The sequence below is a fragment of the Streptococcus pseudopneumoniae genome (genome assembly GCF_001074975.1).
GTDB classification, from domain to species: Bacteria; Bacillota; Bacilli; order Lactobacillales; family Streptococcaceae; genus Streptococcus; species Streptococcus pseudopneumoniae_D.
In genome coordinates, this window is the sequence record NZ_JUUO01000039.1 from 17319 (window position 1) to 31307 (window position 13989).

The 13989-nt window shown below is 40.9% G+C and carries 14 protein-coding genes; all 14 read right to left on the reverse strand.

Annotated elements, in window-relative coordinates:
• Window positions 1-90 precede the first annotated feature (90 nt).
• The 14 genes from ADI86_RS02120 to ADI86_RS02185 all read right to left on the reverse strand — a co-directional run bounded on the left by ADI86_RS02120 (window position 91) and on the right by ADI86_RS02185 (window position 13843).
• On the reverse strand, window positions 91-1698 hold the full coding sequence (locus ADI86_RS02120) for a CTP synthase (protein ID WP_049531584.1): 1608 nt from the start codon (window positions 1696-1698) through the stop codon (window positions 91-93).
• A 236-nt stretch (window positions 1699-1934) separates the two neighbouring features.
• Window positions 1935-2522 (reverse strand): DNA-directed RNA polymerase subunit delta, encoded by a 588-nt coding sequence (rpoE, locus tag ADI86_RS02125; RefSeq protein WP_000418405.1) that lies wholly within the window; start codon window positions 2520-2522, stop codon window positions 1935-1937.
• A 115-nt stretch (window positions 2523-2637) separates the two neighbouring features.
• The gene (locus ADI86_RS02130; RefSeq protein WP_049531586.1) at window positions 2638-3393 is read right to left on the reverse strand and encodes a DUF3883 domain-containing protein; all 756 of its coding nucleotides are present in this window, start codon (window positions 3391-3393) and stop codon (window positions 2638-2640) included.
• 69 nt (window positions 3394-3462) lie between these two features.
• Window positions 3463-6114 (reverse strand): valine--tRNA ligase, encoded by a 2652-nt coding sequence (locus ADI86_RS02135; protein ID WP_049531587.1) that lies wholly within the window; start codon window positions 6112-6114, stop codon window positions 3463-3465.
• Window positions 6107-6685 carry an AAA family ATPase gene (locus ADI86_RS02140; protein WP_049531589.1) on the reverse strand — a complete coding sequence of 193 codons (579 nt, stop codon included), beginning with the start codon at window positions 6683-6685 and terminating at the stop codon, window positions 6107-6109. The genes ADI86_RS02135 and ADI86_RS02140 overlap by 8 nt, the downstream gene beginning before the upstream one ends.
• Window positions 6685-7602 carry a GNAT family N-acetyltransferase gene (locus ADI86_RS12180; protein ID WP_193390658.1) on the reverse strand — a complete coding sequence of 306 codons (918 nt, stop codon included), beginning with the start codon at window positions 7600-7602 and terminating at the stop codon, window positions 6685-6687. The genes ADI86_RS02140 and ADI86_RS12180 overlap by 1 nt, the downstream gene beginning before the upstream one ends.
• Before the next feature lie 31 nt (window positions 7603-7633).
• On the reverse strand, window positions 7634-8875 hold the full coding sequence (locus ADI86_RS02150; protein WP_049531590.1) for a hypothetical protein: 1242 nt from the start codon (window positions 8873-8875) through the stop codon (window positions 7634-7636).
• Window positions 8876-9163: 288 nt separating this feature from the next.
• Window positions 9164-9970, reverse strand: a complete 807-nt coding sequence (locus ADI86_RS02155) for a hypothetical protein (RefSeq protein ID WP_049531592.1) — start codon at window positions 9968-9970, stop codon at window positions 9164-9166.
• A 58-nt stretch (window positions 9971-10028) separates the two neighbouring features.
• The gene (locus ADI86_RS02160; protein WP_049531594.1) at window positions 10029-10586 is read right to left on the reverse strand and encodes a GNAT family N-acetyltransferase; all 558 of its coding nucleotides are present in this window, start codon (window positions 10584-10586) and stop codon (window positions 10029-10031) included.
• Window positions 10573-11151 carry a flavin reductase family protein gene (locus tag ADI86_RS02165; protein WP_049531595.1) on the reverse strand — a complete coding sequence of 193 codons (579 nt, stop codon included), beginning with the start codon at window positions 11149-11151 and terminating at the stop codon, window positions 10573-10575. Before ADI86_RS02165 ends, ADI86_RS02160 begins: the two co-directional genes overlap by 14 nt.
• A 369-nt stretch (window positions 11152-11520) precedes the next feature.
• Window positions 11521-11916: a helix-hairpin-helix domain-containing protein gene (locus ADI86_RS02170; protein WP_000038631.1), complete on the reverse strand. Its 396-nt coding sequence runs from the start codon at window positions 11914-11916 to the stop codon at window positions 11521-11523.
• A 95-nt stretch (window positions 11917-12011) separates the two neighbouring features.
• Window positions 12012-12266 carry a DUF1912 family protein gene (locus ADI86_RS02175; RefSeq protein WP_000119707.1) on the reverse strand — a complete coding sequence of 85 codons (255 nt, stop codon included), beginning with the start codon at window positions 12264-12266 and terminating at the stop codon, window positions 12012-12014.
• A gap of 9 nt (window positions 12267-12275) precedes the next feature.
• Window positions 12276-13610, reverse strand: a complete 1335-nt coding sequence (locus ADI86_RS02180) for a DUF438 domain-containing protein (protein WP_049531597.1) — start codon at window positions 13608-13610, stop codon at window positions 12276-12278.
• Window positions 13610-13843 carry a DUF1858 domain-containing protein gene (locus ADI86_RS02185; RefSeq protein ID WP_000368739.1) on the reverse strand — a complete coding sequence of 78 codons (234 nt, stop codon included), beginning with the start codon at window positions 13841-13843 and terminating at the stop codon, window positions 13610-13612. Before ADI86_RS02185 ends, ADI86_RS02180 begins: the two co-directional genes overlap by 1 nt.
• Between the last annotated feature and the right edge of the window lie 146 nt (window positions 13844-13989).

The window sequence follows — 13989 nt, forward strand, 5'->3', positions numbered from 1 at the left end:
TTAATTATATCACTATGTTTTTATTTTGCAACTCATATCCTAAATATGCAAGCAAAAAACCTCTGAGATGACTCTCAAAGGTTTATTCTACTATTTACTATTTTCAACAGCTGCTGTTACAAAAGCAGTGTAAAGTTCTTCTGGACGATTTGGACGACTTGAAAGCTCTGGATGGTACTGACAAGCCACAAAGAATTTATTTTCTGGAATTTCCACAATTTCTACCAAACGATTATCTGGTGACACTCCTGAAAAGACAAAACCTGCTCCTTCAAACTGTTCACGAAAAGCATTGTTAAACTCATAACGGTGACGGTGACGGCGTTGTACCACCTCTTTGTTATGATAAGCTGCCGCTGCCTTAGAACCACGTTTTAACTTAGAAGGATAAAGTCCCAAACGAAGGGTACCACCCATGTCCTCAACATCAATCTGATCACGCATGATATCGATGATAGGGTATTTGGTATCAGGATTTAGCTCTGCTGAATTAGCTCCTTCAAGACCTAAGACATTACGGGCAAACTCGATACAGGTCAACTGCATACCCAAGCAGACTCCAAGCATTGGTACATCATTTTCTCGAGCATAGCAAATCGCTTCAATCTTACCCTCAGTGCCACGTTGACCAAAACCACCTGGAACGATGATTCCGTCAGCGTCAGACAAGAGCTCTGCTACATTCTCTGCTGTCACATCATTTGCATTGACCCAATCAATCTTCACTTCTGCGTCGTTGGCATACCCAGAGTGTTTCAAAGCCTCTACGACAGAAATGTAGGCATCTTGCAACTCGACATACTTACCAACAAGGGCAATCTTGACTTGTTTTTTGAGATTCATGACCTTGTCAACCATAGCTGACCACTCTGTCATATCTGCTGCCGGTGCATCTATTTTCAAATGGTCACAGACGATTTGATCCATGCCTTGTGCTTGCAGATTAAGTGGGATTTGGTAAAGATGCTCCACATCCAAGGACTCAATAACTGCTTCTGGCGCCACATCACAGAACTGGGCTAGTTTATTTTTAATCCCTTGTCCTACTTGTTTTTCTGTACGAATGACCAACATATTTGGCTGAATTCCCAGACCACGCAATTCTTTGACAGAGTGTTGAGTTGGTTTGGTTTTCATTTCACCAGCCGCCTTGAGGTAAGGAAGCAAGGTTGTATGGATATACATGACATTATCTGCACCCACATCTGCCTTCATCTGACGAAGCGCCTCTAAGAATGGAAGGGACTCAATATCGCCGACTGTTCCCCCAACCTCTGTGATAATGACGTCAGAGTCAGTCGTTAGAGCGGCACGCTTGATTTTTTCTTTCAAAGCATCTGTGATATGAGGAATAACTTGAACAGTTGCCCCAAGATATTCTCCACGGCGTTCCTTACGAAGAACTTCACTGTAAATTTTACCAGTTGTCACGTTGGAATATTTATTGAGATTGATATCGATGAAACGTTCATAGTGACCCAAGTCCAAATCTGTCTCAGCTCCGTCATCTGTTACAAAGACTTCCCCGTGCTGGTAAGGACTCATAGTTCCCGGATCAATATTGATATAAGGATCAAACTTTTGAATGGTTACTTTGAGACCACGATTTTTCAAGAGACGGCCTAGACTCGCTGCAACAATTCCTTTCCCAATAGACGATACCACACCACCAGTTACAAAAATATATTTCGTAGACATAGATTCCTCTTTCTAAAATGCTCAAGGCCTTGTTAACTACGAGGGGACATAGAAAACAAGACCCTACTAATAAGAATAATCTGGGACGACTGCACCAGATTCACAACTAAAATACAAGAAGATAACTTCTTGAAAAAACAAAAATAGCTCCCTAAGAACTAGGGAGCCCCGACCTCTAAAAGAGGTGCCCGAACAATATGATACCTAAAAATAGGACAATTGTCAATAGCTAACTTTTATTCCTCGATGTTTTCAGCATCATCATCTGAAAACTCATCGTCTTCTTCGTTGAGATCCACGTCTTCACCCAAGTCATCTGGAGCGATTTCATTGATTTCTGCATCGTAAGCTTCCACTTCATTTTTCTCATCATCTGGATTTTCATCATCGTATGAAAGAGCTGGATCTGCTTCGTATGCATCTTCATCTTCTGGATCATCCGCATTGTAGTCAATAGCATCTGAATCGCCATCCATGAAGGCATTGACACGTTTTTTCTTAGCTTTTGGTGCTACTTCATCGTCGTCATTTTCTTCAAGAGCAATGATCTCTTCGTCGATTTCGTCCACACCATACCATGAACGAAGACCCCATTTGTTGTCTCCAAGTGAGATGAAGCTACCGTCAAAGTTCAACTCTGTGTAGAACAAAGGCAAAGCTTCGCGGATATCGCTGTTTGATGTTCCAAGGTAGTTTTGAATTTCGTTTACAAGATCGCTAAAATGCATCTCATGGTCGCGACCACGAAGTTCCAAGATAGCACGCGCTACCTCAATCATAGATAGTTCACTTTTTTCTTGCCCAGCAAATACTTCTAATTCCAAAGCGTTTCTCCTCATTTATACTACTATCGCCAGAGCGAACAGACTCTGACCTCATTTTATCATTCACTCTTTATTTTACGATAATTTTGCAGAATAGTCAAAGGTTAAGGGGGAACTAATACAAATCTTCTAAGCTTCTATATTCAATGATTTCATTTTTTGTAATATTCTTTTTAAACTCAAAATGTTTTAAAGGATTATCGATTAACACTAACTTTGGAATATCATCTAGGTTGCTGACTAGAGATAAAATAAAATCTGATTGAAACTCTTTAGCTTTCTCAAATTCGTTAGCAGTTAAACGGACACGACCTCTAGATTTTCTAATCCCTTTCACTTCAGCAAGGTAGGAATGCTCTTGAACATCTACTTGGAAATCATATCCATCACCATAAAGACGGGCATCGGTTAACTGTCCACCTTGGAATTTTTCTTCTTTATCAAAATGAAGAATAAAATAATTTTCTGCTTCCATTCCAGTTTCTTGTAGACGTTTGAATTTAGTTCGAATAATTGGTTTTTCAAGGGTAGTAATGCCTGTTTTCTTTCCTTCACTAGCAAGTAACATTTTAACGATTTCAGCATAACTATGAACATCTTCATTTCCAAACATCATGTCAATTAAATCTTTACGAAAACGGTAAACTTCAGCTTTCTGCCACCAACCTTTTCGATTATTTTCAAAATAAGGATCAAATAAATCCATTCTATTTTTTACAACTCCAGTTGTTTCAGCAATTCCCAGAGAAACCACATAGCGATAAAACTCCGACTTACTAGAACATTGAAATTCTTTTATAAAAAGCTTGTCAAACTTGGCAAGACCGTAGCCAACCAAATTTAACAATTCATAATGAGGGTGTTTAGACATCACTTTCTCCATCAATAAATATTGATTTTATTATACCAAAAAACACGGCTCATCACCGTGTTTCTGTGTCTATTTAACCAACTTCTTCATCTCATCAATCCGCGCCACTGTCGCATCATATTTCGCTTGGTAGTCGGCTTGTTTGTCGCGTTCTTTTTGGACGACTTCTGGTTTTGCATTGGCTACGAAGCGTTCGTTAGAGAGTTTCTTATCAACCATGTCCAGTTCTTTTTGCCATTTAGCCAGTTCTTTATCGAGACGAGCCAGTTCTTCTTCGACATTGAGGAGGTCAGCGAGTGGCAAGTAGATTTCTGCTCCTGTGATGACACTTGACATTGCCAGTTCAGGTGCAGGGATGGTTGAAGCGATTTCCAAGTGTTCTGGATTTGTGAAGCGTTTGATATAGTTGACATTGCTATTAAAGAAGGCTTCCAAGTCGCTATCGCTTGTCTTCACAAGGATGGTGATAGGCTTGCTTGGAGCTACGTTTACTTCCGCACGCGCATTACGAACGGCACGGATCAAGTCTTTGAGACTTTCGACACCAGTGTGAGCCGCAAGATCTTCAAAGGCTGGGTTGACAGTTGGATATTCTGCTGTAACGATAGAACCTTCTGAGATTTGTCCAAAGATTTCCTCTGTCACGAATGGCATGATTGGGTGAAGGAGACGAAGGATCTTGTCCAAAGTGTAAAGGAGAACAGAGCGTGTGATGACCTTCTCTTCTTCGTTGTCGCTATAAAGGACTTCCTTGGTCAACTCAACGTACCAGTCCGCAAATTCATCCCAGATGAAGTTGTAGAGGATGTGCCCAGCCACACCAAATTCAAACTTGTCAAAGTTGGCAGTAGCTTTTCCGATGGTTTCATTGAGGTTGTGGAGAATCCAGCGGTCTGTGACATTTCCAGCTTCCTTTTTAACAACTTTTTCCACATTTGCAGTTGCTTGCTCAAGGGTCAAGCCTTCATTGTTCATGAGGATGTAGCGAGAGATGTTCCAGATCTTGTTAATGAAGTTCCATGAGGCATCCATTTTCTCGTAAGAGAAGCGGACGTCTTGACCTGGTGCAGAACCGTTTGAAAGGAACCAACGAAGGCTATCTGTTCCGTACTTATCAATAACATCCATTGGGTCAATCCCGTTACCGAGAGATTTAGACATCTTGCGTCCTTGCTCATCACGAATGAGACCATGAATCAAGGCATTTTTGAATGGCGACTTGCCAGTAAATTCCAAACCTTGGAAAATCATCCGAGACACCCAGAACGGAATAATATCATAACCAGTCACCAAAGTTGATGTTGGATAATAACGTTTAAAGTCTTCTGAGTCGACATCAGGCCAGCCCATGGTAGAGAATGGCCAAAGAGCCGAACTGAACCACGTATCCAAGACATCTTCGTCCTGAGTCCATCCTTCACCTTCTGGAGCTTCTTCACCGACATACATTTCACCCTCAGCATTGTACCAAGCAGGGATTTGGTGGCCCCACCAGAGCTGACGAGAGATTACCCAGTCGTGGACATTTTCCATCCATTGGAGGAAGGTATCGTTGAAACGAGGTGGGTAGAATTCTACCTTGTCGTCTGTGTCTTGGTTGGCAATAGCGTTCTTAGCCAATTGGTCCATTTTGACGAACCATTGAGTAGACAAGCGTGGTTCAACCACAACACCTGTACGCTCTGAGTGACCAACACTGTGGACACGCTTTTCGATTTTAACAAGGGCACCGATTTCTTCCAACTTAGCAACGACTGCCTTACGAGCTTCAAAACGGTCCATGCCAGCAAATTCGAAGGCCAAATCGTTCATAGTTCCGTCATCGTTCATGACGTTGACTTGTGGCAAGTTGTGGCGTTGACCAACCAGGAAGTCGTTTGGATCGTGGGCAGGTGTGATTTTAACAACACCAGTACCAAATTCAGGATCTGCGTGTTCGTCTCCAACGATTGGGATCAGTTTATTAGCGATTGGAAGGATGACGTTTTTACCGATCAAATCCTTGTAGCGTGGATCTTCTGGATTGACCGCAACGGCAACGTCCCCAAACATAGTCTCAGGACGAGTTGTTGCCACTTCAAGGGCGCGTGAACCGTCTTCCAGCATGTAGTTCATGTGGTAGAAGGCACCTTCGACATCCTTGTGGATAACCTCGATATCAGAAAGGGCTGTACGGGCTGCTGGGTCCCAGTTGATGATAAACTCACCACGGTAGATCCAGCCTTTCTTGTATAGGTCCACAAAGACCTTGCGAACAGCTTTTGACAAACCTTCGTCAAGAGTGAAACGCTCACGAGAGTAGTCTACAGAGAGCCCCATCTTGCCCCATTGTTCCTTGATAGTAGTGGCATATTCGTCTTTCCATTCCCAGACCTTCGTCAAGAAAGATTCACGACCGAGGTCATAGCGGCTGATGCCCTCACCACGCAAACGCTCCTCAACCTTAGCTTGAGTGGCAATCCCAGCGTGGTCCATCCCTGGAAGCCAAAGCGTATCAAAACCTTGCATGCGTTTCTGACGAATAATGATATCTTGCAAAGTCGTATCCCAAGCGTGACCAAGGTGAAGTTTACCAGTTACGTTTGGTGGTGGAATAACGATAGAATAAGGCTTGGCTTTTTGATCGCCTGAAGGCTTGAAAACATCAGCATCAAGCCATTTTTGGTAACGACCAGCCTCAACCTCGGCTGGATTGTATTTAGGTGAAAGTTCTTTAGACATGTGATTGTCCTTTCTCTATTTTGTTCATTTTATTTTGAATTTGCTTAGCAGCTTCTTCTGCAGACAAATTCGTATTATTTATTTTAAAGTAGTGGTGCAACTCATTAGGTTGACGTTGGGAATTTAATTGAAGTGTTTCAGTAGTCTCTAAAATTTCTCTTTCAGATATCTCAATATGCCGTTTCAAGGGCTTGTGCTTCAACCGGTTCTCCGTTCGATTTCGACGTAAACGCTCTTCAAGATTTGTTTCCAACTCCACAAAAAGAATCTCTTGATGAAAGTTATCCAATAAATCCTGAATTTGCTTTAAATACATCAGCTGGTACTGATTTGAAAAATCAATTACGTCAGTTAAAATTACTGATCGCTGATTTCTTGCACTTGCTCCAAGGAAAGAAAAAGTGATTCCACGAACAAATTCCCACATTTCCTCTGTAAAGTTCTGATAGATTTCTAGTGCAAAATCGATGGCTTGATGGTTATAAAAGAGGGTAGAATCCGTCAGTCGAGACAGTTCTTGACCAATCGTCATTTTTCCTGAGGCTGGAGCACCAATGATGAAAAGATGCATCAAATTACCTCCCACTCACTCCTCAGCAAGCCATATATCAGACTGTCACAGCGGTTACCTTGGGCATACTTTCGGTCCCTTATGCGAGCTTCAAGGGTGAAGCCAAGCTTCTCTGCGACTCGTTGACTTTGGACATTGTAGCCAAAGCAAGTCAATTCAATCTTGTGAAGACCCAGTTCTTTAAAAGCTAGGTCAATCAAGGCACGCGCTGCTTCTGGTACATATCCTCTGCCCCAATAATCTGGATGCAAGGTATAGCCAAGCTCTAGCACATCATCCGCATGACGGTAGTTGAAGTCAACAGAACCAATGACTTTATCGGTTCCTTTGACGACAATCCCATAGCCAGCTGGGAGATTTTCCTTTTGATTACACTCAGGAAGGATATGCTCTAGATAGTAAACCTCATCTTCCAAGGTCTTGACAGGTGGAAAACCTGCTGGATAGGCAACCTCTGGCAAACTAGCGTAGGCATGGATATCCTCAGCATCTGCCACTGTGCGGACTCGTAAAATGAGACGTTCTGTTTCCAAGCGTTCATCATCTAAAACAAAACCTTTGATGATAAACTCTTTCAAGGTCTTGGTTGCCCAAATTCTAAATTGAGTAGCCTTGCTGGAATTTACGCGATAGCCAACTGAAATGATAGCATCCAGATTGTAATATTCAAGTTCACGCCGAACAGTTCTATTTCCCTCTTGTTGAACCTGTGCAAATTTTGCACAAGTTGATACCTTATCCAACTCATCACTATCATAAATGTTTCTCAAGTGCTTTGTAATGACACTTCGTTCAACTCCAAAAAGCTCTGCAAGACCTTTTTGAGTCAACCAAAGATTTTCATCCTGTAAAAGGATATCTAGCTGAACATGGCCATTGGGTGTAGTATACAGGATGAAATTAGAAATTTCATTCAAGACAATTCCACCTCCTCCCTTCAGTAAACAATTACTTCTCGTTTTTAAACTTTATACCGTTTTCCTTCAGCTTTTTAACGGTTACGGGACCAATTCCCTTCAAAGCGAGAACTTCTTTTTCAGTCCATTTTTTGAAATCTGAAGACCTACGAATCCCATTTTCAACAAAGATGTGAACAAGATCCATCCGAATTCCCTTCATTTTTTCCTCATTCATAAAGGAGTGCCAATCGGATACCTCGGATAAACTTCTTATCATACTGGAATGATCCGAAAATACTGGTTTACGGCGGAACTTTTCGGCCTCGTTTGTTAAAAATTTCGTTAAAATAATATTTTCTAGTAAGTAATCAAACAGAGGGTACAAACTAGCTTGTAACGATTCAACTGAATTTGGACAATAGCATTCTTGGTCTTCTATATCTATAACCTTGAATTGCCAATCTTCCTCTATAAAGAATTCAACAGCTTCATCATTGATTTCCACTAACTTTGCAAATAGCCGACTTGCTTCTTCAATTTTTCCTTGAGAAAAAGCAGAGATGATGGCATGAATAAGAATGGTATCATCCCGTTTCCCTTTATTTAATTCTTCACGATAGAAACGTTCAACCTTTAGTTCCTGACCAGTAATATGATACAAGGAAAGCATACAGAAGACAAAATTTGGAGGAAAACGTTCTGGTCGCTTACTTAAGTATAAGTTAACCAATTCCAAAGCCTTAGAATTGAAGTTCTCCATCATGTAATACTCAATCAGAAACATCAGAGCAGACAGGATAGGACGGGCTTCAAAATAGTTCCAACTATTGTAGCCGTTCATTTTCCATTTTTCTAAAACTAGAGTTTCAAAATCCAATACCTTTTTAAAGGTTGACAAATCAAAATCTTCAACCTCTGATAAGAACAAGTGGAAATCAGCAGCAAAATAATCTGGATTGATTTTTAAAACTTGTTTTAACAGTTTATTTCGCTTCTGTGTATTTGGAGTATGCATAGCTTCTCTAAATAAAGCGTGGTCCTGTTTCCAATCAAAAGTCCTATTTTTCAGTTGGTAATTGATTAGTTGAACATCTGGATACTCTCCGTGTTCATCAGCATATTGCATCACTGCTGTATGTAGTTCATCGAAATTTTGAATGGTCCGACGTTCTACAAAAGTTGGATTTTTGGCCATGATTTCTGTCCAAGCAGTCTCTTCTTCAGAAATAACTTTGATATCCAACTTTTGCTGGCGTTTTAATTCTTTTTTTCTATTTTTCTTTTTAGCCATCTATTTTCTCCTCTAATTCATCCTTCAATAGACTCGACTCAACTACAGGCTTTAGTGGAATATCCCAGTTTCTTTGTGATTCGTTTACTTTGAAGATTGTACCTCAAGCTTGATCAAGGTAGAGTTTAGCAGCAACGTTTGGTGGTGGGAATTACGAACGAAAAAGATTGAGACTTTTGAACTTCTTGATTCTTGAGAACGTCTTCATGAAGCCTTTTGGGGAATGTTCAACTTCAACCTAGGATGGAGTGTGTTTAGGTGGAAGCTGTTTAGACATGTGTGTGTTCCTTAAATTAAATTGTTTTTAATATAATCAATGAGGTTCATATAATTTTCTTCCTCACCATTAGCGTTTAAAAAAATTTTGAATTCTATACTCATCATTAATACTAATATCGAAAATGTGACAAGAAAACTATTTAAATCCATTTTTACATGGGGAATCACCCAATATAATAGCCCTTCTATACTATAATACATAGATAGAGAAAGTAGCATAATATGAATAGCATTACGTATTAGCTTTTTTTTAAAGTTTCTAGTAACTTTTTCAAGATAGAATATACTAGCTACCATAATATAAGAGGATGTCGCAAGAACTACACTTTGACTTAAATCGTTTATTTTAAAGAGTATTAAGAGAGAATTGGATAAAGAGCCGATAATAAGAATAAAGTATATAAAACTATTAAAAACATCGACTTTTATTTCACGTTTTGATCTTTCCCAATCATATTTTAAAAGTATTTCTAGATACTTAGTTAATAATTTTACATTTTGATTTGAATAATCAAAATTATCAACCAACTCCCAAATATGGCCATCATTCATGTAAAAGTTATATCTATCTTCTTTAGAGATATATCTGCCATATGGATTTAACTGTGTTTCAAGCTTTTTTATTGCAGAAGATCGATTATTTCCACCTAATAAATCAACTATAATTGACTTAATTTCTCTCCTCCACTCTGAACGCTCTTTAGTTATAAAATCAAGTTTATTCTTTTTGCTGCTATTTATGAACGTTAAAAATGCACTTAGTACAGCTCCTATACCAGCTCCACTGATTAGAGTAATAATCTGGCTTGTTTCCAATTTTCTACCTCACTTTCGAAAGTTGATTAATCTCAACTGTTCGAAATCATCGAACAGTTCAAACCTCCCATTCACTCTTCAGCAAACCATATATCAGACTGTCACAGCGGTTGCCCTGGGCATCTTTGCGATCCCTTATGCGAGCTTCAAGGGTAAAGCCAAGTTTTTCTGCAACTCGTTGACTTTGGACATTGTAGCCAAAGCAGACCAGTTCTATCTTGTGAAGCCCCAATTCTTTAAAGCCTAAGTCAATCAAGGCTCGCGCTGCTTCTGGTACATAGCCTCGACCCCAATAGTCTGGATGCAAGGTATAGCCAAGCTCTAGCACATCATCCGCATGACGGTGGTTGAAGTCAACAGAACCAATGACTTTATCGGTTCCTTTAACGACAATCCCATAGCCAGCTGGCAGATTTTCCTTTTGATTGCGTTCGGGAAGGATATGCTCCAGATAATAAATCTCATCTTCCAAAGTCTTGACCGGAGGAAATCCTGCTGGATAGGCGACCTCTGGGAGACTAGCGTAGGCATGGATATCCTCAGCATCCGCTACTGTACGGATTCGTAAGACGAGCCGTTCTGTTTCTAATCGTTCTGGTAACTCAGCTCTTGTCATCTTTCTTCCTCGCTTTCTTGATAAAGCTTCCCATGGAATCAACTCGGTCATCTAGATAACGATAAACGCGCTGATGACCGTCCCCCATAAAGTAAGTTGGGAAAAAAAGTTCATTTTTAAAATGTCCCTTATCATCCAAAAGTTCAGGATTAGCCAGTCGCTCAACAATCTTAGCAAAGATATGGCAGATGCCATCTTCCTCGATGATCCGATCCACCTGACAGTCCAATACGACGGGACAAGTCTCTAAAATAGGCGCTTGTGTCAGTTTAGAAGGTTGAAAATCTAAGCCGAGTTTAGCAATCTTTTCACGGTGACTAATAAAACCAGCCTGCTCCATCTCGAGCATGAGGTTTTCATCAGGAATGTTCACGGTGAATTGTTGATAATACTTAATCTGATCTGCTGCATTTTCCTCAGCACCAACTCCAATAACTAACCAATCTCCCAGACTATAAGAGGAACTGCAGGTCGTGATATTGTGCCCAAAGTTCTGGTCCTGATAGCCCAAGATGAAGATAGGAAAACCGTAGTAGAGTTTGCTGGTTTTGAAAGATTGTTTCATGACAACCTCCTTTGACTAGACTTGCAAAATAAAAATCGCCCCTGCCATCTACATGACAGGGACGAATGTGTTTATCCGCGGTACCACCCAATTTCGGGCAACGCCCGCAACTTTTATCTTCTTGTTTTTCCTTTATGACGGCCTTAGCTCGCTTTGGCGTACTCGAGTACAGCCTGCAGCTCGCTGTCTAGTCCTAAACGGAAACAAAAAGACTATTCTCATATTTCAATTTTTCAGTCATCAGCAACCAGTTTTGACACATTTGTGGACTTCTCAGCACTGCCACTTTCTGTAAAATGTGGGACTCAAAACACCTCTAATGGCTCTATTGTAGCAAGATTTTGACGGAAATGCAAGGCTCAAGAAAGATTACTTGAACTTGATGCCATTTTCTTTTAATTTCTTGATGGTAGCTGGGCCGATTCCTTTCAAAGCAAGGAGTTCTTTTTCAGTCCAGTTTTTGAAATCTGACGCAGACTTAATTCCTTCATCATAGAAGGTCTTAGCACGATCAAGTGGAAGTCCACCCAAGTTTGCTGCAAAATCTTCAACAGAATTAGCTACTTTTTGAGCTTGCTCTTTGGTAGCTTCTACTGCTTGTTCAACTTTTTTAGAAACAGCTTTACCAGCTTCGCTTGCTGACTGCTCTGCACGTTTCACGACTTTTTTTGTCTCTTCTACAACCTTAGTCACAGTGCTTGAAAAAGCACCTGCACGACGGAGGCTATTTCGTAATTGTTTTTTACGATTGAGTTTCTTTGACATGATAAAATCCTTTCAATAAAAAATCCCTGCTCTGACAAGGATTTAATATAAATATTCTATCAAGATTTTAGTAAAAAATCAAGAATCTATTTCGTTTAATAATTTCTCTCACCAAACAAGCCTTCTGGCAAATCATGGAATCCCTTACCTGCCTTGAAGTTTTCAAACTTACCAAGCAAGAACTGATAAGCATCCAAGCGACTTTCGTAGCGGATCATAGCATCTTTGGCACGCTCGTCTTGGTCTTCTTCGTAGACTTTTTGGCTTTCCTTGTGCGCCATATCGTTGATCATAATCTGGGTATTGACCCAAGCTTCAAATTCCTTCATAAATTCTTGTTCGTAACTCATTTTTTCTCCTTATTCTAATCCACGGAAATAGTCCGTGTCAATCTCACGGTAGGGCTGGATATCCTGAACATACTCTAGCACCCCTTGGAATCCTCCCTCTTCATCGTGCACTGCTGCGTAAGTGATATGGACAAACTTACCTCGCGACTCAGACTTGAACCACATTTCATACTTGTCCTTAGCACCCTCACGAAGCCCCTTCATGATAGTCTTGACCTTGTCCAAGTACTTAGGTGGATGGCAGAGTTCAACATTGCGGCCGACTTGGGACGGCGTACGTTTGAAAATCATCTCATCAGCTGGTGTATTGTCATTGTAATACTGGAAAATATCGTCTTTATTGACAAAGGTAATCTCCATAGGGAGGTGATTGAGGATGAGATTAGCTTGCTCAACTGAGAGATAACCATTACCAAAAGCCTGTTGACTATGGCGATCCAGCACTGCTTCCTTTTCCTTAGGGGTAAAGGTAATGGTGAACTGCCCCTCTGGCGTATCGATAACTTGTTGAACTTGACCTTCTGCCGTGTCTAGCTGCACGGGCTCCTCTGCAATCTTTTCCTCAACAAAACGCTGACGTTCTGGAACCCATTTCTCAGACGGACGGATGATAACATAGCCATAGACATCGCTCTCCTCTGCAATCTGAAGCCAGTCATCCTGGGTGAAGGACTCAAGAAGAATCATGAGGAGGATGGACTCTTCCTTGAAAATCATACTTTCAAACTCTGTCGCAAAAGCTTCAAAAGCTTCTTTTACACTGCTAATCGACACTTCTGGTAATGACTTGGCTGTCATTAGAGCTGTTTGAAAGAGTTCCCTAATCTGATCATCCACTCCCCACATAACTTTTGGAGGTGAATCATGTCCATAGCGCTCCATGATAGGAAAGAAGAGTTCTTCTTTACGTTGGTAATGGATGTCAAATTGCCCCACTAGTCCCATCTGACGCACCAAACCCTTACGCATCTCCGCAAGCATTTCCTCATCTTCCATAGACTCATAGGTATCTAACAATCTCCGAATGCGAATCAAGGCCGCACGGAGAGCCAGATTTTCTTCCTTGAAGACACGAACTGGGTGACCTGGATGCTCGGTATCCTCTACTTCGACACCCTTAACAGCGTTTTTAAAAAGATTGGCATGGACATCACAGAGCTCCATAACATCTTCAAAGGTGACACCTGAGTATGAATTCATCAGCTCGTGCTCCATAAGGGAAATCTCGATAGCTGACACACCTGTAAAGGTCGCATCAAAACGCTCCTGAACCGACTCAGGAGAGGCGCCATTGTGCAATTCTAACAAAATATCCCATAGGACATGAATCCGTTCATCTGCCATTAGTCTAATCCAATCACTTCGTAGCCATTCGCTTCCAGTGTGCGGACAATCTTGTCCATAGGAGTTCCTTCAAGCTTAGAACCCTGTTTGAGCGATACTTTGCGACCGACTGTATTGCGCATCAAGGGATTAGCAAGGGGTTTAAAACCAAGCTCGACTAAAATTTCCAAGACTTCTGGATGCTTGTCCACCACTTCTGCAACAGGAATTGACACATCGATGATATTGTCCATGACGACCTCCATTGTATGTTCTAAAACTCAATGAAAATCAAAGAGCAAACTAGGAAACTAGCCGCTGGTTGCTCAAAACAGTTTTTTGAGGTTGTGGATAGAACTGACGAAGTCAGCTCAAAACACTGTTTTGAGGTTGTAGATAA

Excerpts from the sequence above, each read along its gene's own strand:
- ADI86_RS02185 (WP_000368739.1), bottom strand. The coding sequence starts at position 13,843 with ATGGACAATATCATCGATGTGTCAATTCCTGTTGCAGAAGTGGTGGAC.
- ADI86_RS02180 (WP_049531597.1), bottom strand. The coding sequence starts at position 13,610 with ATGGCAGATGAACGGATTCATGTCCTATGGGATATTTTGTTAGAATTG.
- ADI86_RS02165 (WP_049531595.1), bottom strand. The coding sequence starts at position 11,151 with ATGAAACAATCTTTCAAAACCAGCAAACTCTACTACGGTTTTCCTATC.
- ADI86_RS02150 (WP_049531590.1), bottom strand. The coding sequence starts at position 8,875 with ATGGCTAAAAAGAAAAATAGAAAAAAAGAATTAAAACGCCAGCAAAAG.
- ADI86_RS02160 (WP_049531594.1), bottom strand. The coding sequence starts at position 10,586 with ATGACAAGAGCTGAGTTACCAGAACGATTAGAAACAGAACGGCTCGTC.
- ADI86_RS02140 (WP_049531589.1), bottom strand. The coding sequence starts at position 6,685 with ATGCATCTTTTCATCATTGGTGCTCCAGCCTCAGGAAAAATGACGATT.
- ADI86_RS02130 (WP_049531586.1), bottom strand. The coding sequence starts at position 3,393 with ATGTCTAAACACCCTCATTATGAATTGTTAAATTTGGTTGGCTACGGT.
- ADI86_RS02175 (WP_000119707.1), bottom strand. The coding sequence starts at position 12,266 with ATGAGTTACGAACAAGAATTTATGAAGGAATTTGAAGCTTGGGTCAAT.
- ADI86_RS02135 (WP_049531587.1), bottom strand. The coding sequence starts at position 6,114 with ATGTCTAAAGAACTTTCACCTAAATACAATCCAGCCGAGGTTGAGGCT.
- ADI86_RS02170 (WP_000038631.1), bottom strand. The coding sequence starts at position 11,916 with ATGTCAAAGAAACTCAATCGTAAAAAACAATTACGAAATAGCCTCCGT.
- ADI86_RS02120 (WP_049531584.1), bottom strand. The coding sequence starts at position 1,698 with ATGTCTACGAAATATATTTTTGTAACTGGTGGTGTGGTATCGTCTATT.